General features: G+C 40.1%; 21 protein-coding genes and 1 pseudogene. 16 read left to right on the forward strand and 6 right to left on the reverse strand.

What is annotated here, in order from left to right; genetic code table 11:
- Positions 1–67: 67 nt before the first annotated feature.
- The 3 genes and pseudogenes from CJZ72_RS05210 to coaA all read right to left on the reverse strand — a co-directional run.
- Positions 68–611, reverse strand: a pseudogene (locus tag CJZ72_RS05210) (transposase); the annotation flags it as partial.
- Between the two features lie 368 nt (positions 612–979).
- Entirely contained in the window at positions 980–2,545 is a 1,566-nt protein-coding gene (gene guaA, locus CJZ72_RS05215; protein ID WP_081133703.1) for a glutamine-hydrolyzing GMP synthase, read from the reverse strand.
- Positions 2,546–2,604: 59 nt separating this feature from the next.
- On the reverse strand, positions 2,605–3,528 hold the full coding sequence (gene coaA / locus CJZ72_RS05220; RefSeq protein ID WP_016177173.1) for a type I pantothenate kinase: 924 nt from the start codon (positions 3,526–3,528) through the stop codon (positions 2,605–2,607).
- 216 nt (positions 3,529–3,744) lie between these two features.
- On the opposite strand from coaA, the gene CJZ72_RS05225 reads away from it, so the two are divergent.
- The 12 genes from CJZ72_RS05225 to deoD all read left to right on the forward strand — a co-directional run bounded on the left by CJZ72_RS05225 (position 3,745) and on the right by deoD (position 16,642).
- A complete protein-coding gene (locus CJZ72_RS05225; RefSeq protein ID WP_081133704.1) occupies positions 3,745–4,350 on the forward strand; it encodes a class I SAM-dependent methyltransferase in 606 nt (201 codons plus the stop codon).
- A 280-nt stretch (positions 4,351–4,630) separates the two neighbouring features.
- Positions 4,631–5,647, forward strand: coding sequence for a LacI family DNA-binding transcriptional regulator (locus CJZ72_RS05230; protein ID WP_081133705.1), 1,017 nt, complete (start codon positions 4,631–4,633; stop codon positions 5,645–5,647).
- 140 nt (positions 5,648–5,787) lie between these two features.
- A complete protein-coding gene (locus CJZ72_RS05235) occupies positions 5,788–7,089 on the forward strand; it encodes a pyrimidine-nucleoside phosphorylase (protein WP_081133706.1) in 1,302 nt (433 codons plus the stop codon).
- A gap of 15 nt (positions 7,090–7,104) precedes the next feature.
- Positions 7,105–7,767 (forward strand): deoxyribose-phosphate aldolase, encoded by a 663-nt coding sequence (gene deoC / locus CJZ72_RS05240; protein ID WP_016177176.1) that lies wholly within the window; start codon positions 7,105–7,107, stop codon positions 7,765–7,767.
- A 16-nt stretch (positions 7,768–7,783) separates the two neighbouring features.
- On the forward strand, positions 7,784–8,182 hold the full coding sequence (locus CJZ72_RS05245) for a cytidine deaminase (RefSeq protein WP_179135124.1): 399 nt from the start codon (positions 7,784–7,786) through the stop codon (positions 8,180–8,182).
- 65 nt (positions 8,183–8,247) lie between these two features.
- A complete protein-coding gene (locus CJZ72_RS05250) occupies positions 8,248–9,336 on the forward strand; it encodes a BMP family lipoprotein (RefSeq protein WP_005880842.1) in 1,089 nt (362 codons plus the stop codon).
- Between the two features lie 642 nt (positions 9,337–9,978).
- Positions 9,979–11,541, forward strand: coding sequence for an ABC transporter ATP-binding protein (locus tag CJZ72_RS05255; protein WP_081133707.1), 1,563 nt, complete (start codon positions 9,979–9,981; stop codon positions 11,539–11,541).
- Positions 11,534–12,667: an ABC transporter permease gene (locus CJZ72_RS05260; RefSeq protein ID WP_005880838.1), complete on the forward strand. Its 1,134-nt coding sequence runs from the start codon at positions 11,534–11,536 to the stop codon at positions 12,665–12,667. Before CJZ72_RS05255 ends, CJZ72_RS05260 begins: the two co-directional genes overlap by 8 nt.
- Positions 12,667–13,623 carry an ABC transporter permease gene (locus CJZ72_RS05265; protein WP_005880836.1) on the forward strand — a complete coding sequence of 319 codons (957 nt, stop codon included), beginning with the start codon at positions 12,667–12,669 and terminating at the stop codon, positions 13,621–13,623. The genes CJZ72_RS05260 and CJZ72_RS05265 overlap by 1 nt, the downstream gene beginning before the upstream one ends.
- A 98-nt stretch (positions 13,624–13,721) precedes the next feature.
- A complete protein-coding gene (deoB, locus tag CJZ72_RS05270) occupies positions 13,722–14,888 on the forward strand; it encodes a phosphopentomutase (protein ID WP_005880835.1) in 1,167 nt (388 codons plus the stop codon).
- Positions 14,889–15,096: 208 nt separating this feature from the next.
- Positions 15,097–15,915, forward strand: a complete 819-nt coding sequence (locus tag CJZ72_RS05275; protein WP_081133708.1) for a purine-nucleoside phosphorylase — start codon at positions 15,097–15,099, stop codon at positions 15,913–15,915.
- Positions 15,916–15,934: 19 nt separating this feature from the next.
- A complete protein-coding gene (gene deoD / locus CJZ72_RS05280; RefSeq protein WP_005880831.1) occupies positions 15,935–16,642 on the forward strand; it encodes a purine-nucleoside phosphorylase in 708 nt (235 codons plus the stop codon).
- 68 nt (positions 16,643–16,710) lie between these two features.
- On the opposite strand, the gene gpmA is transcribed toward deoD, so the two are convergent.
- The 3 genes from gpmA to rpiA all read right to left on the reverse strand — a co-directional run bounded on the left by gpmA (position 16,711) and on the right by rpiA (position 19,303).
- Entirely contained in the window at positions 16,711–17,397 is a 687-nt protein-coding gene (gpmA, locus tag CJZ72_RS05285) for a 2,3-diphosphoglycerate-dependent phosphoglycerate mutase (protein ID WP_081133709.1), read from the reverse strand.
- A 509-nt stretch (positions 17,398–17,906) separates the two neighbouring features.
- The gene (locus CJZ72_RS05290; RefSeq protein WP_005880827.1) at positions 17,907–18,488 is read right to left on the reverse strand and encodes a recombinase family protein; all 582 of its coding nucleotides are present in this window, start codon (positions 18,486–18,488) and stop codon (positions 17,907–17,909) included.
- 131 nt (positions 18,489–18,619) lie between these two features.
- Positions 18,620–19,303, reverse strand: coding sequence for a ribose-5-phosphate isomerase RpiA (rpiA, locus tag CJZ72_RS05295; protein ID WP_095443673.1), 684 nt, complete (start codon positions 19,301–19,303; stop codon positions 18,620–18,622).
- 312 nt (positions 19,304–19,615) lie between these two features.
- Between rpiA and rpsL the strand changes: the two genes are divergently transcribed.
- The 4 genes from rpsL (at position 19,616) to tuf (ending at position 24,129) form a co-directional block, all read left to right on the forward strand.
- Positions 19,616–20,029, forward strand: a complete 414-nt coding sequence (gene rpsL, locus CJZ72_RS05300) for a 30S ribosomal protein S12 (RefSeq protein WP_002294318.1) — start codon at positions 19,616–19,618, stop codon at positions 20,027–20,029.
- Between the two features lie 89 nt (positions 20,030–20,118).
- Positions 20,119–20,589, forward strand: coding sequence for a 30S ribosomal protein S7 (rpsG, locus tag CJZ72_RS05305; RefSeq protein WP_005880823.1), 471 nt, complete (start codon positions 20,119–20,121; stop codon positions 20,587–20,589).
- A 91-nt stretch (positions 20,590–20,680) separates the two neighbouring features.
- The gene (fusA, locus tag CJZ72_RS05310; protein WP_005880821.1) at positions 20,681–22,768 is read left to right on the forward strand and encodes an elongation factor G; all 2,088 of its coding nucleotides are present in this window, start codon (positions 20,681–20,683) and stop codon (positions 22,766–22,768) included.
- Positions 22,769–22,941: 173 nt separating this feature from the next.
- Positions 22,942–24,129, forward strand: a complete 1,188-nt coding sequence (gene tuf, locus CJZ72_RS05315; protein WP_005880819.1) for an elongation factor Tu — start codon at positions 22,942–22,944, stop codon at positions 24,127–24,129.
- Positions 24,130–24,133: the final 4 nt, after the last annotated feature.

Raw genomic sequence — 24,133 nt, forward strand, 5'->3', positions numbered from 1 at the left:
ACATATTCTTAGTTGCAAAGTTTATTTTTATATTATTAGTGTTCATTGCTCTTGTGTTGTCTATTATTTATTTGGTTAAAAATGTTTTGCCATGACGAATCATGATCCGTAGTTTGAAAATGTAAAAGCTGCGAAAACCATACGCATTGCGTTTTAATAATTTGATATGATTGTTTAAACATTCCAACGGTCCGTTTGACTAGCTGTAGTGAAGCGCATTTTGGATCTGTGGCAGAAACTTTTTAAACGTTCACAAAGTGGTTGTATAGGTTTCAGGCAGATCGCTGACTTCTCTGTTTAAGCAGTCCTCAAATAGTGACTGATCTCTTTTCTTTACCGCATAAAGAACGTCTTGGTATAACTGATAGCCTTGGCGTAGGTTGGGAAAAGCTGCTAACAGTCGATCGACAATCTCACTTTCAATCAAATAATCTTTAAAACTGGCACGCCAAACCCGTTTTTCGTAGTTTAACTTTGCTTCTTCTTTTTTTTAGGAGTTTCCAATAACGTTTCATTTTTTTCCTTAGTCCTCGTTGATAGTGAGAAGTTCCTTTAAGTCGTGCAGTGGTTCGATGATTCAAGAAAGTTCTGCCAATATGTTGGACGATGTGTACATTCCTCTGACATGTACTGAAGAGTGCCTTTGTAAATCAAGCAAATTTGCCCTTTATATTTTTCTTTAGTTAAATAATTTTCCTCGAAATGGATATTTAGGTCTAGAATATTTAGGGTATCTTTGATAAGCCGAGTATGAGACGTCTTGAATCCTCCTATGAATTGGTAGCCAAATTAATTCTAAAGGATTTCAAGGTGTCTTTTCTATATTTTTTTATACAAAAAAGATGTTGGCGAAGTTCACCAACATCAAATAGTATAGAACCAAAATAAAGAATAGTTGAGGTACTGTGACAAAACTGTGAGCACGACAAAAGAAACACGCTAGAAATCCTATAGCATAGGCTTTCTAGCGTGTTGTTTCTTATTCCCACTCCACAGTTGCAGGTGGTTTAGACGTAATATCGTACACGATACGGTTGACGTGTGCCACTTCGTTGACGATACGTACAGAGATTTTTTGCAAGACGTCCCAAGGGATGCGAGCAAAGTCAGCTGTCATGCCATCGATGGAAGTAACAGCGCGGATACCGACAGTGTAATCATACGTACGGCCATCGCCCATAACACCAACAGAACGGATACCTGGTAAGACTGTAAAGTATTGCCAGATGTCACGATCTAATCCAGCCGCAGCGATTTCTTCACGCAAGATTGCATCAGATTCGCGGACGATTTCTAATTTTTCTTCACTGATTTCACCTAGTACACGGATACCTAGACCTGGTCCAGGGAAAGGTTGACGCCATACGATTGAATCGGGCATACCTAATTGTGTTCCTAATTCACGGACTTCATCTTTGAAGAGTGTGTTCAAAGGTTCGATCAATTCAAATTGCATATCTTCTGGAAGACCACCAACGTTGTGGTGAGACTTGATTGTTTGAGCTGTCTCAGTACCACTTTCGATCACGTCAGTATAAAGTGTGCCTTGTGCCAAGAAAGCAACGCCTTCTTCACCAGCTAATTTTGTTGCTTCATCATCAAAAACATACACAAATTCATTTCCGATGATTTTGCGTTTTTGTTCAGGATCAGAAACACCAGCTAGTTTATCTAGGAAACGTTTTTTGGCATCGACTTTGATGATGTTCAAGCCAAATTTACCGCCTAGGCTTTCCATTACTTGTTCAGCTTCGCCTTTACGCAATAGGCCATGGTCAACGAAGATCGATGTTAATTGGTCACCGATTGCTTTTTGTAAAAGAACGCCGACAACACTAGAGTCTACGCCGCCTGAAAGACCAAGTAAAACTTTTTTGTCGCCTACTTGTTGACGGATTTTTTCGATTTGCATATCGATGAAGTTATCCATTGTCCAGTTGCCTTCGCAATGGCAGACATCAAATGCAAAGTGACGTAATAATTCGATCCCGTATTCGGAATGACGCACTTCTGCATGGAATTGGATACCATAGAAGTTGCGTGTTGTATCTTGGATTGATGCAATTGGGCAATCTTTGCTTGTTCCGACGATTTCAAAACCTTCAGGAACTTTTGTTACCAAGTCACCATGACTCATCCAAACAGTTTGTTGTTTTGGTGTTTCATTGAACAACACAGCATCGTCAGCAGTTACTTCTAAGAGTGCTTTTCCGTATTCGCGGTTTTTGGCTGGTTCAACTGATCCACCTAATTTATAAGTGATCAATTGCATACCATAACAAATCCCTAATACTGGAATTCCTAAGTTAAAGATCTCTGGATCGATTCCAAAAGCATTTTCATCATACACACTGTTTGGTCCACCAGAAAGAATGATCCCTTTCGGATTCATTGCTTTTACTTCTTCTGCAGTAATGCGGTGGCTCAATAGTTCGGAAAAGACTCCCAAATCACGGATGCGTCGTGTAATCAATTGGTTATACTGGCTACCATAATCTAATACGATAATCTTTTCAACGTTTGTCATATCGGCAACGTTTGTCACATTTATTACCCCTATCCCTTTAAATTTTATCTCAAAATAGATGAAACTATTTTAAAATGCTAATATTTTCGCATGAAAATCGAATCGATGATATGATTTTCAGTTTTATGGAGAATTATATCTGCTCTGCTGCGAGTAGGCAAGATATATTCGTTTAAATTCTTTAAATTCACATTTTTCCATACTTCTTTTGCCATTTTGAACGCATCTTCGCGATCACCGATAGCAAATCGATAGTAATAGTTTTGTGGATTTTGAAAAGCTGTATCGAGCAAGGCACCGAAACGATCAAGGTACCATTTTTCGATCAGTGATGAATCTGCGTCAACGTAAACGGAAAAGTCAAAAAAGTCGCTGACGTAAATTTGTTGGTTGGCTGGTAGTTGAAGCGTGTTGATTCCTTCAACGATCAGAATATCTGGTTGTTGGATCAACTCATATTCATCAGGAATGATATCATAGACGTCATGTGAGTAGACTGGGACTTTGATTTCTTCCTGACCGGATTTGACTTTATTTAGGAAGTCAATGAGCATTTCCATATTGTAACTTTCTGGGAATCCTTTACGATCCATAATCCCTCGTTCTTTTAAGACCTTGTTAGGGTAGAGAAAACCGTCAGTTGTAATCAACTGAACATTTCTCCGCTTAAAGGTACGAGATAAGATTGTTTGCAGTAGGCGAGCAGTGGTGCTTTTACCAACGGCGACACTTCCGGCGATCCCAATGATGAATGGTGATACCTCCACGTATTTATGAAGAAAAAGACCTTTACTCAAAGTAAGAGATTCAAATTCTTTCATATAAAGATAGATCAGATGAGCAAGAGGAACATAAATGTCTCGAACATCTTGCATCGAAATACGGTCATTCAAACTCTTGATTTTATCTAATTCATCTTGGGTCAATGGTGCTTGCCCGTTACGATAAAATTCACGCCATTCTTCTCTTGCGACACGGTAGTAATTCATTGGATCATTCATAATAGCCTCATAGCCTCCTGCATTCTCCCATCAATGGATTTATTTTAACACAAAACATTCCTAAACCCCACCACTTGGGAGGAAAGCTTTGTCTTTTTTGGGTATTTTTCCATAGTCGGAAGAAAAAATAACTCTCAAGGGTTCTAGTCTGACTTGCACCTCTGTACATAAAACGATAGACTATGGACAACTAACAAAGTAAGAAGGGTGGACATTATGACAAACCACTATTATTCAGAAAACCCCGATACAGCCCATGATTTTGAGGAATGGCCGTTTGATTTAAAAGGAAAAATATTCCGATTTGTGACTGATTCTGGCGTATTTTCACGTGAAACAGTCGATTACGGTTCACGTGTATTGATTGATGCATTTGACTGGGAAGAATTACCAAGTGAAGGGAAGATATTAGATGTTGGTTGTGGCTATGGACCAATCGGATTAGCCATTGCTTTTGCGAGTCAGCGAATGGTGGAGATGGTCGATATCAATTCACGGGCAGTTGAGTTGGCACAGGGGAATGCCAAACGGAACCAAATTAAAAATGTGGAGATCCACCAATCAAATATCTATGAAGATGTTCAAGAAGAAGGCTATGCTGCTATTGTCAGTAATCCACCTATCCGTGCAGGGAAAAAAGTGGTCCATGAAATATTGACGGAGGCGTATCCACGATTAAAAACAGGTGGAACATTGACGATCGTGATCCAAAAGAAACAGGGAGCACCGAGCGCACAGAAAAAAATGCTAGAAACTTTTGGGAATGCGGAGATCATTACCAAAGACAAAGGCTACTACATTATCAAAAGTGTGAAAGAATAAATGAAATAATGGGATATCGTGACTATTCATCGTTTTTTGCTCTTTTTAGAAAAGTAGCGATGTGAATGGATATAAATTTTTTTGCTATGAGTAGAATATTTTGAGAGATGATTTATACAGATTTAGGAGGCTGAGGCATAGAATGTCTCGGCTTTTTTTGTTTCGTTGAAGCTTAGATAAAAAAGGGGAAGTAAGTAAAGCATTCTGTCTATTTTCTAGCTATTCTTTTTGAAAGGGTTTTGGTAAACTAAAAAAGAATTTATACAAAGGGGGAGAAGAAGTGAAATTAACGATCAGAGATATCGCAGAGATGGCTGGCGTTTCTGTGACGACTGTCTCACAGATATTGAACAATAAAGGAAGTCGTTTTAGTGATAAAACCAGAAAAAAAGTATTGGAGATCGTGAATGAGCATCACTACAAACCTGATTATTTTGCCTCCAATGTGATCAATCGTCATTCTAAGACGATCGGGATGATCGTGCCTGATGTGACCGACTTTTTCTTCTCTAAATTGATTGAAGGGGTCGAAAGTTATTTAAATCCGTTGGGGTATGTGATCATGCTGTGTAATTCTCGGCATAGTCAGGAGAATGAAATCAAATATTTACAAGAACTCTCTCATCGTTCAGTAGATGGTATCTTATTGGCTACTCCAAATGTCTTGCCTGATGCGTATTCTTTAGATAGTGGGTTTTATACGAACATGCCGATCATCTTGATCGATCGGGGACTAAACCGTAGAGACAATGGTCGCTTGCTTGTGAAAGAATATGAAGGGGCTTACCAAGCGGTATCGTTGTTCATTGAAAATGGACATACTAAGATCGGTATGCTGAAGGAAACAACTGGTTACTATCAATTGGAAGAGCGGTTCAATGGATATCGCCATGCGCTAAAAGATCATGGTATCCCTTTTAATGGCAAGCTTGTTGAACAGGGTGAATTGACGGTACAAGGTGGTTATGAATCTTCCAAGAGATTGCTACGCCACAAAGATATTACTGCGATTTTTTGTGGGAATGATGCGATGGCGATTGGTTGTTACCAAGCAATCGATGAGTTAGGAAAAAAAATCCCGGAAGATATTTCAGTCATTGGATTTGATGGGCTAAAACTTTCTGAATATATGATCCCAAAATTGACAACGGTTAAACAACCAAGTTTTGATATTGGTTTTTATGCTGCTCGCTTTTTGATCGACACGATTGAATTTCCTCAACGCAAAGTTCCGAACAAAGTCTTTGAAACAAAATTAATTATTCGTGAGAGCATAAAAACATTGACAACGGGCTAACTGGGCGGTATATTGCTTATGTAAGTGTTTACAAAGGCTAAGTATAGCCCTTTGCATTTTTAGTAAACTGGTTTACTAAAGTGGTTTACCTTTTATAAAAATCCTGTATAATACCGAATGAAGACAAGGAGGATCAGGCAATGCGAATGGTGGATCTGATTGAAAAAAAGAGGGACGGAAACGAATTATCAACGAAAGAAATCGACTATATTATTACGAATTATACGAGTGGTAACATTCCTGATTATCAAATCAGCGCATTGCTAATGGCGATCTTCTATCAAGATATGACGGATCGAGAAATTACTGACTTGACACTGGCAATTGCACATTCAGGGGATGTGATCGATTTGAGTCCATTAGATGGGATCAAAGTCGACAAACATTCGACTGGTGGTGTGGGAGATACGACAACGTTGATCTTAGCGCCGTTAGTAGCTAGTGTGGGTGTGACAGTGGCAAAAATGTCTGGCAGAGGACTTGGTTATACAGGCGGAACGCTAGATAAATTAGAAGCGATCCCAGGGTTTAAGATCGAACTTTCTGATGAAGAATTTATCCGGATCGTCAATGACAGCAAGGTTGCGGTTATTGGTCAATCAGGAAATCTTGCACCAGCAGATAAAAAGTTATATGCCTTACGGGATGTGACGGCGACAGTTGACTCGATTCCTTTGATCGCAAGTTCGATCATGAGTAAAAAAATCGCCGCGGGAGCGGATGCAATCGTATTAGACGTCACTACTGGTGATGGGGCATTTATGAAGAACATCGAGGATGCCCGACGATTAGCGAAAACAATGACCAGTATTGGTAAACTAGCGAATCGACAAACAGTCGCAGTGATTTCTGATATGTCTGAACCATTGGGTGAGGCAATTGGCAACAGTCTGGAAGTCGTCGAAGCTATTGATACATTAAAAGGCAACGGGCCGGAAGATTTGGTGGAAATGTGTTACGCATTGGGAAGCCAAATGATGGTATTAGCAAAACAAGCGGCTACGATCGATGAAGCAAGAGTACAACTTAAAGAAGCGTTGGAATCTGGCAAAGCTTTGTTGAAATTCAAAGAAATGATCCAAAATCAAGGGGGCGACCCAAGTGTGGTGGATCAGCCTGAACGATTGTTGACAGCGAAGTATGTAAACGAGCTTCCTGCGAAAGAAAGTGGCATTGTGTCGAAACTTGTTGCGAATGAGTTGGGGATTGCCGCAATGATGTTGGGAGCTGGCCGTAAAACGAAAGATGATGCTATCGATCATGCGGTAGGGCTTAAATTAAATAAAAAAATCGGCGATCCTGTCCAAGAGGGCGAATCTTTATTAACGATCTATAGTAATGAAGAAGATATCTCTTCTGTGAAAGAATTGCTTTATCAAAATATTGAAATCAGTGATTCGGCTGAGAAGCCTACTTTAATACACGACATTATCACAGAATAAAAAGGAGAGAAAAAAATGGAATTGAATCGAATGATCGACCATACAATTTTAAAAGCAGATGCTTCAGAAACGGATGTCATGCGTATCATTGAAGAAGCAAAGAAATATCATTTCTATTCTGTCTGTATCAATCCAACATGGGTTTCTTTAGCAAAAGAAAATCTAAAAGGTGAACCGGTAGCGGTCTGCACGGTGATTGGGTTTCCTCTAGGGGCTAACACATCAGAAACAAAGGCTTTTGAAACAACAAATGCCATTGAAAACGGCGCAGATGAAGTAGATATGGTCATCAATATTGGTGCATTGAAATCACAACAATATGGAAAAGTACAACAAGATATCGAAGCAGTAGTTGAAGCAGCCAAAGATCGTGCATTAGTGAAAGTGATCATTGAAACAGCGCTACTAAACCATGAAGAAATCATCAAAGCTTGCGAACTTGCGAAAGCAGCTGGAGCAGATTTCGTCAAAACATCTACTGGTTTTTCAACTGGTGGTGCCAAAGTAGAAGATGTTCGATTGATGCGTCAAACTGTAGGCCCAGAAATGGGTGTGAAAGCATCAGGTGGCATCCATAATGAAGCGGAAGCTTTAGCAATGGTTGAAGCTGGAGCAACACGGATCGGTACTAGCGCAGGCGTTTCGATCATGTCTGGCTCAACAGGTGAAGGATACTAATTTTAAGGAGAAGCTTATGTCAGAAGTGAAACAAGAGTGGATCGATACTGCAATAGAGGCCTTGGATAAAGCCTACGTTCCATATTCCCATTTTCCTGTAGGCGCATGTTTAGTGACTAAATCAGGGCGAACGTATCAAGGAATCAACATCGAAAATGCATCATTTGGCTTAACAAATTGTGCCGAGCGTACAGCATTCTTCAAAGCAATTTCTGAAGGAGAAAGGTCATTTACACACTTGGTTGTGTCTGGGCATACACCAGATCCGATTTCTCCTTGCGGTGCTTGTCGGCAAGTCATGGCTGAATTTTGTTCACCGGATATGCCAGTAACTTTGATTGGCGATGACGGTGTCATGAAATCCACAACTGTGGAGGGATTGTTACCTTACGCATTTACAGAAAAAGATTTATAACTCACGTTCATTCAGTCAGCTGACTGTTGAAAAATAAAACAATTATTTTAGGGGGCTTTACAGAAATGAAAAAAGCAAAATTATTTGGTTTAGGTGCTGTAGCGTTATCTGCTGGGTTATTATTGGGCGCATGTGGCAACGGCGGCGATTCAGACTCTACTGATTCCACTGGTGGAGGCAGCTCTTCAAAAACAACAACTGCAGCATTGATCACAGACACAGGTGGTGTCGATGACCGTTCATTCAACCAGTCAGCTTGGGAAGGACTAGAAGCTTGGGGGAAAGACCATGATCTTTCACGCGGAAATGATGGATTCCAATACTTCCAATCATCAAATGAATCAGATTATATTCCAAACATCGACCAAGCCTTGAATGCCGGATTTAAAACAATTTTTGGGATTGGTTATAAATTGAAACCTGCAATCGAAGAACAAGCTGGTTCTAATCCTGAAACAAACTTTGCGATTATCGATGACGTAATCGAAGGAAAAGACAATGTCGTGTCAGCAACATTTAAAGATAACGAAGCTTCTTATCTTGCAGGGATTGCAGCAGCATACACAACTGAAACAAATACTGTTGGATTTATCGGCGGGGTAAAAGGTGAAGTAATCGACCGTTTTGATGCTGGATTTAAAGCCGGTGTTGATGCAGGAGCGAAAGCTTTGAATAAAGATGTAAAAGTCTTGAACCAATATGCAGGTGACTTCTCAGCACCAGATAAAGGTCGTTCAATTGCACAAGGTATGTACGCTCAAAATGCGGATATCATTTTCCATGCTTCAGGTGGTACTGGTAACGGTGTATTCCAAGAAGCTAAATCATTGAATGAATCTGGCGACAAAAAAGTTTGGGTAATCGGTGTTGACCGTGACCAATCTGACGAAGGCGACTACACTTTAAATGGCGAAAAGAAAAACTTCACATTGACATCTACACTTAAAGGTGTGGGAACTGTTGTAGAAGACTTAGCACAAAAATCAGCTGACGGTAAATTCCCTGGTGGCAAACACACAGTTTATGGATTGAAAGAAGACGGTGTGGGTATCACTGAAGGTCAACTTTCAGATGAAGCGAAAAAAGCAATTGATGAAGCAAAAGAAAAAATCATTTCAGGAGATATCAAAGTACCAGAAACTCCTAAAAGCTAATTAAGTTTTATTCGATAGAGGTCGGGACAGAAGTGTTTCACTCCGAAAAATAAGAAGGGATTCACGGGAATTGTTTTTCACATCTTTGTGGATTTTCAGATTATTTTTCGAAGGTGGTGCTTTTGTTCCCGCCATTTATTCATAGAGTGTGAGGCAAAAGTATTACTTACTTTTGTCCCATATTCTATGAATAAATATATTTTGATCTATTGTTTCTTTATCAAGGTGTTGTAAGAAGTGGGTTGTTTTTGACGACTTGTCATTGGAGCAAAGCGACCTTTTCACAACCTCTATTAAACGGTGTTCAAGAAGCTGTCCTTTGGCAATAAATCCAAAAAACTCAAAATATGAGAAGCTATTTCGAGTTTTTCATCTTTATTGCTCAGGACAAAGCGCTTCTTTCACAACCTCTATTAAACGGTGTTCAAAGGCCAACTCCTTGAAATAAGCCTGAATTTTTAAAAATATGAAAAGCTATTTTAAAAAATTCTTTCTTATTATTATCGGAGTAAAGCGGCCTTTTCACAACCTCTTGATAAGGGAACAATCCCCTGAAGTATTTTGCTTCATTTTAAGATTTATATAGAAATAGAAATCTTTGTTAATCGTTGCCTAGACAGAAATCGTTAGGATGTGAAAAATGTGGTTCAAGAAAATATTGTCATAGAAATGCGGAATATCACCAAACAATTTGGTACATTCAAAGCAAATGACAACATCAATTTACAAGTGAGAGCTGGTGAGATCCACGCTTTGCTTGGAGAAAATGGTGCCGGGAAATCAACATTGATGAATGTACTATCGGGTCTTTTAGAACCGACTTCAGGTGAGATCCTGATGCATGGGAAAGAAGTGAAGATTACAAGCCCAACAAAAGCTAATCAGCTAGGTATCGGAATGGTCCATCAGCATTTTATGTTAGTGGATGCTTTTACGGTTACAGAAAATATTGTTTTGGGTAGCGAACCTAGCCGAGCAGGGGTGCTTAATCGCCGCAAAGCTCGTGAAGAAATCAAAAAACTTTCAGAGCAATATGGGTTGTCGGTTAATCCAGATGCCTATGTTCGTGATATCTCTGTAGGGATGGAGCAGCGGGTCGAAATTTTAAAAACACTTTATCGTGGAGCAGATGTATTGATCTTTGATGAACCAACCGCTGTATTGACTCCTCAAGAAATTGATGAATTGATTCTTATCATGAAAGAGTTAGTGAAGGAAGGCAAATCCATCATTTTGATTACGCACAAATTAGACGAAATCAAAGCTGTAGCTGACCGTTGTACTGTTATCAGACGTGGACAAGGGATCGGTACAGTCAATGTGAAAGATGTCTCTTCTCAACAATTAGCAGATATGATGGTTGGACGTACGGTTTCATTTAAAACAATGAAGAAAGAAGCACGTCCCCAAGAAGTAGTATTGTCCATTGAAAATCTTGTAGTCAAAGAAAATCGAGGACTAGATGCAGTCAAGGATCTTAGCTTAGAAGTACGGGCTGGTGAAGTACTAGGGATTGCGGGTATCGACGGGAATGGTCAATCTGAGTTGATCCAAGCATTAACAGGCTTGCGAAAAGCAGAAAGCGGCACAATCCGCTTGAAGGGTGACGATATCACCAATAAGAAACCGCGTAAAATCACAGAGTCTGGCGTAGGTCATGTGCCTGAAGATAGACATAAATATGGACTGGTACTAGATATGACTTTAGCTGAAAATATCACTTTACAAACGTATTATCAAAAACCATATAGTAAGAATGGGTTACTGAATTACTCGGTCATCAACGAGCATGCACGCGACTTGATCGAAGAGTACGATGTACGGACAACAAATGAAGTCGTACTGGCAAAAGCACTCTCAGGTGGAAATCAGCAAAAAGCGATCATTGCACGTGAAGTAGATCGTGATCCAGATTTGCTGATTGTTGCGAATCCTACTCGAGGGCTAGATGTAGGAGCCATTGAATTTATTCATAAACGTTTGATTGAACAAAGAGATAAATTCAAAGCTGTTTTATTGATTAGTTTTGAGTTGGAAGAAATCTTGAATGTGTCGGATCGAATCGCCGTGATCCATGAAGGGAAAATCGTCGGTATCGTCGATCCAAAAGAAACATCTGAAAATGAACTAGGATTACTTATGGCGGGCTATTCTTTGGAAGAAGCAAGAAGAGAGTTAGAAAAGGTTGGTGGCGCACATGAATGATCGCAGTGAGAAGTTTCGTAATCTGCTAGTACCGGTATTTTCAGTAATTTTAGGATTGATCTTAGGCGCTATTTTGATGGCTGCTTTTGGATTTAAACCAATTCAAGGTTATTCTTCGATGTTGAATGCTTCACTTGGTTCACAACGAAGTATCGGAGAGACATTAAGACAAGCAACGCCATTGATTTTTACAGCGTTAGGTTTCTCGGTAGCTAACTCTGCGGGCTTCTTTAATATCGGGCTTTCAGGACAAGCGCTTTGCGGTTGGATCGTTAGTGTCTGGGTAGCATTGGCATTTCCTGATCTGCCAAAAGTGGTTTTATTGCCGCTTTGTGTGATCTTAGGAGCCTTAGCAGGAGCAATGGCAGCAGCTATTCCTGGTTTGCTACGTGCCTTTTTCGGAACAAGTGAAGTAATTGTAACGATCATGATGAACTATATTTTACTTTATCTTAGTACATTCGCCTTACATGACGTGATGCCGGAAAGCTACCGTTCTAGTTTGGATTCATCAAACTTAGTTGGACAAAATGCCTCATTGAGAGTGCCTTGGCTTACTCAAATGTTCGGTGGTTCCCGTGTAAATGCAGGATTGTTTTTAGCACTTATTGCTTTGTTCCTCGTTTGGTTGCTTATGAAGAAGACAACGCTAGGATTTGAAGTGCGTTCGGTCGGATTGAATCCTTTTGCTTCGGAGTATGCAGGGATGAGCAGCAAGCGTACGATTGTTTTATCTATGGTGATTTCAGGCGCTTTAGCAGGGCTAGGCGGAGTAGTTGAAGGACTAGGAACATACCAAAACTTCTTCGTTCAAACCACTTCACTATCCATCGGGTTTGATGGGATGGCGGTTTCGCTATTAGGTTCTGGATCAGCAATTGGAATCCTTCTTTCAGCGATCTTGTTCAGTATCTTGAAGATCGGTGGACTGGGAATGCAGACAGGTGCAGGAGTGCCATTTGAGATCGTGAATGTTTCGATCGCCTTGATTATTTTCTTCGTCGGAATCAATTTCTTGATTCGCTTTATCATGGCGAAACTATTCCAAGGAAAGAAACAAGCAGCAATCGTTGCAACGGTCGAGTCGAACCCAACAAGTCAGAATAAAGAAGGAGGAGAGCTCTAATGTCAACAGTCGAATTGATTGCTTTGATCCTTACATCTACACTCGTTTATTCAACGCCTTTGATCTTAACCTCTTTAGGTGGAACTTTTTCTGAGCGCAGTGGGATCGTTAACGTAGGTTTAGAAGGTATCATGGTCATGGGTGCATTTAGTGCGGTTGTTTTCAACTTGACGATGAGCCCTGAATTAGGTGCAATGACGCCTTGGATCGCTATCCTAGTCGGTGGGGTCGTCGGTGTCTTATTCTCCTTGCTGCATGCAGTAGCAACGGTTAGTTTACGTGCAGACCACATTATCAGTGGTACGGTCATCAACTTGATGGCTCCCGCATTAGGTGTATTTTTAATCAAAGCATGGTATGGTAAAGGTCAAACGGATAACATCTCCGTAAACTTAGGGTATTTCTCCTTCCCAGGTCTATCAGATATTCCTGTGATTGGACCGATATTCTTTAAAAATACCTTTTTACCAGCTTATTGTGCGATCTTGATTGCTGTTCTTGCGTGGTTTATCATCTTTAAAACCAAGTTTGGACTACGTCTACGTTCGGTTGGTGAGAATCCTCAAGCCGCAGATACACTAGGAATCAATGTATATGCGATGCGTTATTCAGGTGTATTGATCTCAGGTCTTCTAGGAGGAATGGGCGGTGCTGTTTTTGCACAGTCTATCTCAGGTAATTTTTCTGCCGGAACAATTGTTGGACAAGGGTTCATTTCAATGGCAGCAATGATTTTTGGTAAGTGGAATCCGCTAGGCGCAATGGCCGCTTCTTTATTCTTCGGTTTTGCGCAAAGCTTAAGTATCATCGGCGCACAATTGCCAGTGATTTCTTCAATACCGCCAGTTTTATTACAGATCGCGCCTTATCTATTAACGATCATCGTTTTGGTCATTTTCTTAGGAAAAGCATCTGGGCCTAAAGCAAACGGTAAAAATTATATCAAATCAAAATAAACTTTTAGTGCATAAAAAGGGCGGGTTACGGGAACTATTTTTCGGCTCGTCCTTTTTGATTTATATAGTTAAAAAATAAAAGGAAAGAAGGAATATTCATGTTTAAACGCGTACATTTGATTGTCATGGATTCAGTTGGAATCGGAGAAGCACCCGATGCAGAAAAATTTGGTGATAAAGGTTCAGATACACTAGGCCACATCGCAAAAGAAGCAGGTTTGACCATTCCTCATTTAGAACAATTGGGACTAGGAACGATTCGTCCATTAGAAGGAGTAGAAGCTGTAGCTGATCATCAGGGGTATGCGACAAAATTAGAAGAAGTGTCTGTTGGTAAAGATACGATGACAGGTCATTGGGAGATCATGGGTCTAAATATCAAAACGCCATTTCGTGTGTTCCCTAATGGATTTCCAGAGGAGCTTCTAAAACAAATCGAAGAATTCTCCGGTCGTAAAATCGTTTGTAACAAACCATATAGTGGAACCGCTGTTATTGATGATTACGGCGAACATCAAATGAAGACAGGCGATTTGATCGTGTATACCTCAGCAGATCCAGTTTTGCAAATTGCGGCACATGAAGAAATCATTCCTTTAGAAGAATTATATAGGATCTGCCAGTTTGTCCGTGACATCACGAAAGATGATCCATATATGATCGGTCGGATTATTGCTCGTCCTTATGTCGGCGAACCAGGCAACTTCACACGGACAAGTAATCGCCATGATTACGCACTAGATCCATTTGGTCACACGGTATTAGATTCATTGAAGGATGCAGGCAAAGATGTAATTGCTGTTGGAAAAATCAACGATATCTTCAATGGTCAAGGGATAACAGAATTTGTTCGCACGAAGAGCAACATGGATGGTGTCGATCAATTGCTAAATGTCATGAAAAAAGATTTTACAGGGATCAGTTTTACGAACCTAGTTGATTTTGATGCCTTGTATGGTCATCGTCGTGATGTAGTAGGGTACGCACACGCGATCGAAGATTTTGATTTACGAATACCTGAATTATTGGATGCAATGACAGAAGATGACTTGCTGATGATCACGGCTGACCACGGAAACGATCCAACATTCCCTGGAACAGACCATACACGGGAATATGTTCCATTACTTGTCTACAGCAAAAAAATGAAGGAACAAGGCAGCTTGCCTCAAGGATACTACTCTGACATTTCTGCAACGATCGCAGAGAACTTCGATGTTCCAGCAACTGAAAATGGCGAAAGTTTCTTGAAACTGTTGAAATAATCAAAAAACGAGCGTGGGACAAAAGTAAGAAACACTTCTGTCCCAACCTCGATTCAAGAAGAGTTCATGTAAAGGATTTTGTAAAAGAGCCATCTTGCTTTAAATGATAAAAATCAGCTGTTGAGAATGTGGAGACCATTTGTTTGAACAAAATGAAGAATTCTACAAATGATCAATAGAGAAAAATTTTTAAAATAGGAGAAAGTAAATGACCCAATTAAGCGAAATGTTACAAGAAACGACGCAATTTATTCAGTCACAAGGAGTAAAAGAAATCGATTTTGGTTTGATCCTAGGTTCAGGATTAGGTGAATTAGCAGAGGAAATCGAAGAAGCTATCACGATTCCTTACGATCAGATTCCCTTCTTTCCAACATCAACAGTTGTTGGGCATGCAGGTCAACTTGTTTACGGCACGTTATCAGGAAAAAAAGTATTAGCGATGCAAGGACGTTTCCATTTTTATGAAGGCCATTCGATGCAGACAGTGACATATCCCGTTCGTGTCATGGCAGCATTGAAGGCACACTCAGTGATAGTCACAAATGCTTGTGGTGGGGTGAATGAATCTTTTGCTCCTGGCGATCTAATGGTGATTACCGATCATATCAATTTCACGGGCCAAAATCCATTGGTTGGACCAAATGATGATGAAATCGGTCCGCGCTTCCCGGATATGAGCGATGCGTACACAGCTAGCTATCGTGAAATCGCACAAAAAGCAGCGGAAAACTTAGCATTGAATCTAAAAGAAGGCGTATATATGGGATATTCTGGTCCAACTTATGAAACACCCGCAGAAATCCGGATGTCACGAACAATGGGGGCAGATGCTGTCGGTATGTCTACGGTTCCGGAAGTGATTGTAGCGGCACACAGTGGTTTGAAAGTATTAGGGATTTCATGTATCACGAATCTTGCAGCAGGAATGCAAGCAAATCTGAATCATGAAGAAGTAGTAGAAACTACACAACGTGTCAAACAATCTTTTAAAGCACTGATCAAAGAAGTGCTAGTGTTACTATAAAACAAAAGGAGCAAGGAATATGAGTGTGCATATCGAAGCAAAACCGGGAGAAATCGCAGATAAGATCCTACTACCAGGAGATCCATTACGGGCAAAGTATATCGCTGAAACATTTTTAGAAAACCCTGTATGTTATAACGAGGTTCGTGGAATGCTTGGCTTTACAGGTACGTATAAAGGAGAACGAGTTTCTGTGCAAGGAACAGGAATGGGGATGCCTTCTGCAACGATTTATGCCCATGAACTGATCCATTCATATGATGTGAAGAAATTGATCCGAGTAGGGACTTGTGGCGCATTATCAAAAGATGTCCATGTTCGCGATTTAGTTTTGGCACAAGGAGCAGCTACTAGTTCTTCCATGATCGAAAAGAATTTCCAAGCATTTCATTTCCCGCCAATCAGTGATTTCGATCTACTATTAAAGGCGTATGGACTAGCGAAGGATAAAGGGTATAGAACACATGTTGGCAACGTACTTTCAGAAGATACGTTTTATAAAGATGATCTGACTGAAACATTCAAATTAGCTGAACTAGGTGTTTTAGGTGTTGAGATGGAAGCAGCTGCCTTATATTATTTAGGTGCAAAATATCATGTTCAAACACTGGCGATCATGACAGTCAGTGACCATTTGATTACTGGAGAAGAAACATCCGCAGAGGAACGCCAGACAACATTCAATGAAATGATCGAAGTTGGTTTGGAAACAGCGATTGCAAAATAAAAAGAAAAAAACCTTAGGGATCAACGGGTAAGTTGATTTCCTAAGGTTTTTTGACCTATAATTTTTGATTATAAGTAGTATTTTTTAGCAACTGTTAAATCATCGTTTAATTCATAAACAAGTGGTTGACCAGTTGGGATTTCAAGATCCATGATGTCTTCATCAGAGATTCCTTCAATGTGTTTTGCTAAAGCACGTAGAGAGTTACCGTGTGCAGCTACTAAAACAGTTTTGTTGTCTAGTAAAGCTGGAGCGATTTCGTCTTGCCAGAATGGTAAAGCACGTTCCAAAGTAACTTTTAAGTTTTCGCCACCAGGAATATCGCGTTTGTCTAACATTGCATAACGACGATCGTTTGCAGCAGAACCTTCGTCACTTTCGTCCATTAATGGAGGAAGAGTGTCGTATGAACGACGCCAGATGTGTACTTGGTCATCTCCGTATTTTTCAGCTGTTTCTTTTTTGTTCAAACCTTGTAACTTACCATAATGACGTTCGTTTAAGCGCCATGATTTGATTTGAGGAACCCATAATTGATCTGAGTATTCTAAAATCAAGTTACATGTTTTGATTGCACGAGTTAAAACAGAAGTATAAGCAACGTCAAATTCGATTCCAGCTTCTTTGATTTTGCGTCCGCCTTCTTTTGCTTCTTCGATTCCTTCTGGTGCTAAGTTTACGTCAGCCCAACCAGTAAATTGGTTTAATGCATTCCATTCACTAAGACCATGACGAGAAAAAACTAATTTTGGCATGTTTAGCTCTCCTTTAAGATAGGTTTTATTTCTGAAAATTTCAGTTCTGCTTTATTGTACAATTTTTTTGCCTAGATTTCCATTGAAAAATGAAGTTAGTTCCTTGAGAAAAGGATCAATAGAAGATAAAAGAACAAAAAACAGCGTAATACGCACTTTTTACATTTCGAATCACCTGATGAGAGATCCATTCGTAAACGAGGGTACCATAAAAGAAAAACAACGAAATTTTATAGAAGTAAACAGGAAATAATAAGTACACCGCATCATTGTTAGAACGAATCTTCTCTATGTTTACGAGTCTTTCTGAAAAAAAGGTCGCTACATAAAAAAGAAGTATCAGAACATCTTCACATGTTCTTGATACTTCTTTTTTAGAGCAGAGTCTCTTGCCTCGGATAACCATTGCTCATAGTATGATCACGGCACTAAGTCCGAGAATCCTTCAACCTCACTAAGTGGAGAGATTCATTTTTTCTATTTCAGTCAAAATGAGTTGGCACAATCGGTTAAGATAACTGCTGGATCTCTTTTTCTGGGAGGTTGATATATTTATAACACGTTCCGACTGATACGCCACATTTTGAAGAAATCAATTGAATCGTTTCTTTTTTCTCGTAGTAAAGTCTGCGGATTTTTTTGATTGTTTTTGGATCGATTTTTGGTCGTCCGCCAATTTTTCCTTTTTTACGTGCTTCGTCGAGGCCTACTAAAGTGCGTTCTTTGATCAATGAACACTCCATAGTAGCTAAGCCTTCCATTAACTGAAAATAAATTTTTCCCATTGGTTCACGAGTATCGATTTCTTCGTGAAGACTGACAAGGTGTAACCCACGGTCTTTGAATAATTGCGTTAGTTCTGTTAATTGTCGGGTCGACTTTCCTAAACGATGCAGCTGGCAGATCACTAAAGTATCACCTTGGCGCATTTCTTTGATGACTTTTTCTAAACAAATGTTATCAGACATGGCATCCTTCGACTCATATGTCTCGTGAAAAATTTCTTGACAACCAAAATTAGAGAGTTGTTCAACCTGTGATGTTAGATCAACATCATTTATGGTTGTGCGTGCATAACCAATAATCTTCATGGTGATTCCTTTCTAGCAATGATTTTCTGACTATCTATGACAGTAAGAATGTAGCATAAAGTCTTTTAAAAAGATAGTTTTTTATGTTTGTTTAAACGCGTCGTTTTTTTACAGAAATCGTAAAAAAATTTCTATTTTTGAAAAGGGGTATCGGTCACTGTGACGCCTCCATCGGCACCGACGATGACTTTTGTCACCATATTCAAAAATAGTCCATGTTCGACTACACCAACGAGTTGGTCAAGATATGTTGCTAAGCTTTCAGGATCTTCAATGACATCAAGATGAAGGTCAATGATGTAATGACCGCCGTCAGTGACTAAAGTTTCACCAGTTTCAGTTGATCGGAGCACAGGATTGTAGCCTTTTTTAGTGAAGATACGCATCAATTGTTGTGAACCGTAGGGAATGACTTCTACAGGAAGAGGGAACTTGCCCAGTTTAGCCACCAGTTTCGATTCATCAACGATCCAAATGATTTGTTTTGAATAAGTTGCTACGATTTTTTCGAAAAGAAGTGCTGCGCCGCCACCCTTGATTCCTTGGAAATCTTGGCTGATTTCATCCGCGCCGTCAATCGTCAAATCGACCTCTGTAACTTCATCAATACTCTTTAAAGGGATGCCGAGTGTTTCAGCTTGTTCTTTTGTTGCATTTGAAGTAGTTACACCAGTGATCTTCAATCCTTCTTCACGCATTCGACGGCCGATTTCTTCTACCATATAGTAGGCAGTTGAGCCTGTACCTAATCCGACGATCATTCCGTCTTTTACAAATTTTGCAGCTTCGATACCAGCTAATTGTTTTAGATTCATTTTTTGCTTCCACCTTTTTTTGAGTCTGATCTTTCATAGCTATTTTATATGGAAACCGTATAAAAAGATACCAAACATTTGGAGTATTTTGTTGGTTTGAAAAAAAAGTACAACACTAGTTGACATCCTTTTTTATTCATGATATTCTAACCAAGGTGCTTTATCTACAGGTCTCTATTTAAGAGGCGTGCTGACTGTTTATCAAAGCATATTTGATAAAGATGCATAGATTGCATTTATTTTTTATCGCAAAAAAAGAACCACCTGGATGTGTGGAACTAGACGCGAATAGTGGGAAGGAGGAAACAAGGAATGCCTACAATTAACCAATTAGTACGTAAACCTCGTAAATCAAAGGTGGAAAAATCAAATTCACCTGCTTTGAACAAAGGATATAACAGCTTTAAGAAAACTCAAACAAACGTGAACTCTCCTCAAAAACGTGGGGTAGCAACTCGTGTGGGTACTATGACACCTAAAAAACCGAACTCAGCTTTACGTAAATATGCTCGTGTTCGTTTGTCAAACTTAATTGAAGTTACTGCTTATATCCCAGGGATTGGTCACAACTTACAAGAACACAGCGTGGTACTATTACGCGGTGGACGTGTAAAAGACTTACCAGGGGTACGTTACCACATCGTTCGTGGCGCACTAGATACTGCTGGTGTAAACGATCGTAAACAAAGCCGTTCTAAATACGGTACTAAAAAACCTAAAGCTTAATTTTAATTATTAAACAAATGAAACTTGCTTCTACTTAATAAGTAGCGGAGCAATTACTATGAATATTATTTCGGAAGGAGGAGTTACGGATGCCACGTAAAGGTCCTGTTGCAAAACGTGATGTTTTACCAGATCCTATTTATAACTCAAAATTAGTAACTCGCTTGATCAACCGTGTAATGGTTGACGGAAAACGCGGTGTTGCAGCTAATATCATTTATAACGCCTTTAAGATTGTTGAAGAATCTACAGGTAACGACCCACTAGAAGTATTTGAACAAGCAATGAAAAATATCATGCCTGTTCTTGAAGTTAAAGCTCGTCGTGTTGGGGGTTCAAACTATCAAGTACCAGTTGAAGTTCGCCCTGAACGTCGTGTGACTTTAGCGCTTCGTTGGATTGTTAACTACGCTCGCTTGCGCGGTGAACATACAATGGAAGAACGCTTAGCAAAAGAAATCATGGATGCTGCAAACAACACTGGTGCTTCTGTTAAAAAACGTGAAGACACTCATAAAATGGCTGATGCCAACCGTGCGTTTGCTCACTATCGCTGGTAAGATCCTCTCTGCGTGGTCGGTTTTATACCGACCATCAGAAAGTATCCTTATTTTTAGCAACTAGATAGTAAAGAGAGGAGAAACAAGGAGAATGACCAGAGAATTTTCTTTACACAACACTCGTAATATTGGTATCATGGCCCACATCGATGCTGGTAAAACGACTGCTACTGAACGTATCTTGTACTATACTGGTAAAATCCATAAAATTGGTGAAACTCATGAAGGAGCTTCACAAATGGACTGGATGGAACAAGAACAAGAACGTGGGATTACGATCACTTCTGCTGCTACAACAGCACAATGGAAGGGTCACCGCATCAACATCATCGACACACCAGGACACGTAGACTTCACAGTTGAAGTTGAACGTTCATTACGTGTACTTGATGGTGCTGTAACAGTTCTTGATGCACAATCAGGTGTTGAACCTCAAACTGAAACAGTTTGGCGTCAAGCAACAACTTACGGTGTACCTCGTATCGTATTCGCAAACAAAATGGATAAAATCGGTGCTGATTTCTTATATTCAGTATCAACATTACATGATCGTTTACAAGCAAATGCTCATCCAATCCAATTACCAATCGGTGCGGAAGATGACTTTACAGGTATTATCGACCTTGTAACAATGAAAGCCGAAATCTATACAAATGATTTAGGGACTGAAATCGAAGAAAGAGAAATCCCTGAAGAATACCGTGAATTAGCGGAAGAATGGCGCGAAAAATTAGTGGAAGCTGTAGCTGAAACTGATGAAGATCTTACTTTGAAATACTTAGAAGGTGAAGAAATCACTGAAGCTGAGTTAAAAGAAGGAATCCGTCGTGCAACTCTTAACGTTGATTTCTACCCAGTATTATGTGGTTCAGCATTTAAGAACAAAGGGGTTCAATTATTATTGGACGCAGTTCTTGCTTACTTGCCATCACCGTTAGATATCCCTGCTATCAAAGGGATTGACCCTAAAACTGATGAAGAAGTTGAACGTCCAGCAGACGACAGCGCTCCTTTCTCAGCTTTAGCATTCAAAGTTATGACTGACCCATTCGTAGGTCGCTTAACTTTCTTCCGTGTGTACTCTGGTGTCTTGAAATCAGGTTCATACGTACAAAACGCTACAAAAGGCAAACGCGAACGCGTAGGTCGTATCTTACAGATGCATGCTAACTCACGTTCTGAAATCTCTGAAGTTTACGCTGGAGATATCGCAGCAGCAGTTGGTTTGAAAGATACAACTACTGGGGACACACTATGTGATGAAAAGAATCTAGTTATTCTTGAATCAATGGAATTCCCAGAACCAGTTATCCAAGTCGCTATTGAACCAAAATCAAAAGCTGACCAAGATAAAATGGGTGTCGCTTTGCAAAAACTATCTGAAGAAGATCCTACTTTCCGCGCTGAAACAAACGTTGAAACAGGCGAAACAATCATCGCTGGTATGGGTGAACTTCACTTAGACATCATCGTTGACCGTATGCGTCGCGAATTCAAAGTTGAAGCTAACGTAGGTGCTCCTCAAGTATCTTACCGTGAAACTTTCCGTTCTGGCACTCAAGCCGAAGGTAAGTTTGTACGTCAGTCTGGTGGTAAAGGTCAATACGGTCACGTATGGATCGAATTTACACCAAACGAAGAAGGCGCAGGCTTTGAATTTGAAAATGCGATCGTCGGTGGGGTTGTTCCACGTGAATACATTCCAGCTGTTGAAACTGGATTGAAAGATGCTATGGAAAATGGTGTCTTAGCTGGATATCCATTAGTTGATATCAAAGCTAAACTTTACGATGGTTCATACCATGATGTCGATTCAAATGAAACTGCCTTCCGTGTTGCTGCTTCTATGGCATTACGTGCAGCAGCTAAGAAAGCTAATCCAGTTATCCTTGAACCAATCATGGCTGTTGAAGTCGTTATCCCTGAAGATTACTTAGGTGATGTTATGGGACACGTTACTGCACGTCGTGGTCGCGTTGAAGGTATGGAAGCACGCGCTGGCGGACAACAAGTTGTTCGTGCGATGGTTCCACTTGCTGAAATGTTTGGTTATGCTACAACTCTTCGTTCAGCTACTCAAGGTCGTGGTACTTTCACTATGACATTTGACCACTACGAAGATGTACCAAAATCAGTTCAAGAAGAAATCATTAAGAAAAACGGCGGAAAAGCTGAATAATTTCTTAAAACCGGATCGTCCGTTTAACGGATTATCCAAAGAGACTATATTTTTAATATAGTTTCGTGTAAAATAATTATCGATGATATGGGCATGTGGGTGACCGTCTGGTTACCACATACCTATCAGACAAATAAAAAAATTATATTGTATTTTTAGGAGGACATTTTAAAATGGCAAAAGAAAAATTTGACCGTTCTAAACCACACGTTAACATTGGTACTATCGGACACGTTGACCATGGTAAAACAACTTTAACAGCAGCAATCACAACAGTACTATCTAAGAAAAACGGCGGCCAAGCTATGGCTTACGATCAAATCGATGGTGCTCCAGAAGAACGCGAACGCGGAATCACAATCTCAACAGCTCACGTTGAATACGAAACTGACGCTCGTCACTACGCTCACGTTGACTGCCCAGGACACGCGGACTACGTTAAAAACATGATCACTGGTGCTGCACAAATGGACGGAGCTATCTTAGTAGTTTCTGCTGCTGATGGCCCTATGCCTCAAACTCGTGAACATATCCTATTATCTCGTCAAGTTGGTGTTCCTTACATCGTTGTATTCTTGAACAAAGTAGATATGGTCGATGACGAAGAATTACTAGAATTAGTTGAAATGGAAGTTCGTGACTTATTAACAGAATACGAATTCCCTGGTGACGATGTTCCTGTAATCGCTGGTTCAGCTTTGAAAGCTTTAGAAGGCGACGCTTCATACGAAGAAAAAATCCTTGAATTAATGGCTGCAGTTGACGAATATATCCCAACTCCAGAACGTGACAACGACAAACCATTCATGATGCCAGTTGAAGATGTATTCTCAATCACTGGTCGTGGTACTGTTGCTACAGGTCGTGTTGAACGTGGACAAGTTCGCGTTGGTGACGTTGTAGATATCGTTGGTATCGCAGAAGAAACAGCTCAAACAACAGTTACTGGTGTTGAAATGTTCCGTAAATTATTAGACTACGCTGAAGCTGGAGACAACATTGGTGCTTTACTACGTGGTGTTGCACGTGAAGACATCCAACGTGGACAAGTTTTAGCTAAACCAGGTACAATCACACCTCATACAAAATTCTCTGCAGAAGTATACGTGTTGACTAAAGAAGAAGGTGGACGTCATACTCCATTCTTCACTAACTACCGTCCACAATTCTACTTCCGTACAACTGACGTAACAGGTGTTGTTGAATTACCAGAAGGAACTGAAATGGTTATGCCTGGCGACAACGTAACAATGGAAGTTGAATTAATCCACCCAATCGCTATCGAAAACGGTACTAAATTCTCAATCCGTGAAGGCGGACGTACAGTTGGTGCCGGTGTCGTTACAGAAATCAAAGCTTAATTAG

Origin of the sequence: Enterococcus durans, assembly GCF_002277935.1 — a bacterium.
Lineage (GTDB): Bacteria > Bacillota > Bacilli > Lactobacillales > Enterococcaceae > Enterococcus_B > Enterococcus_B durans.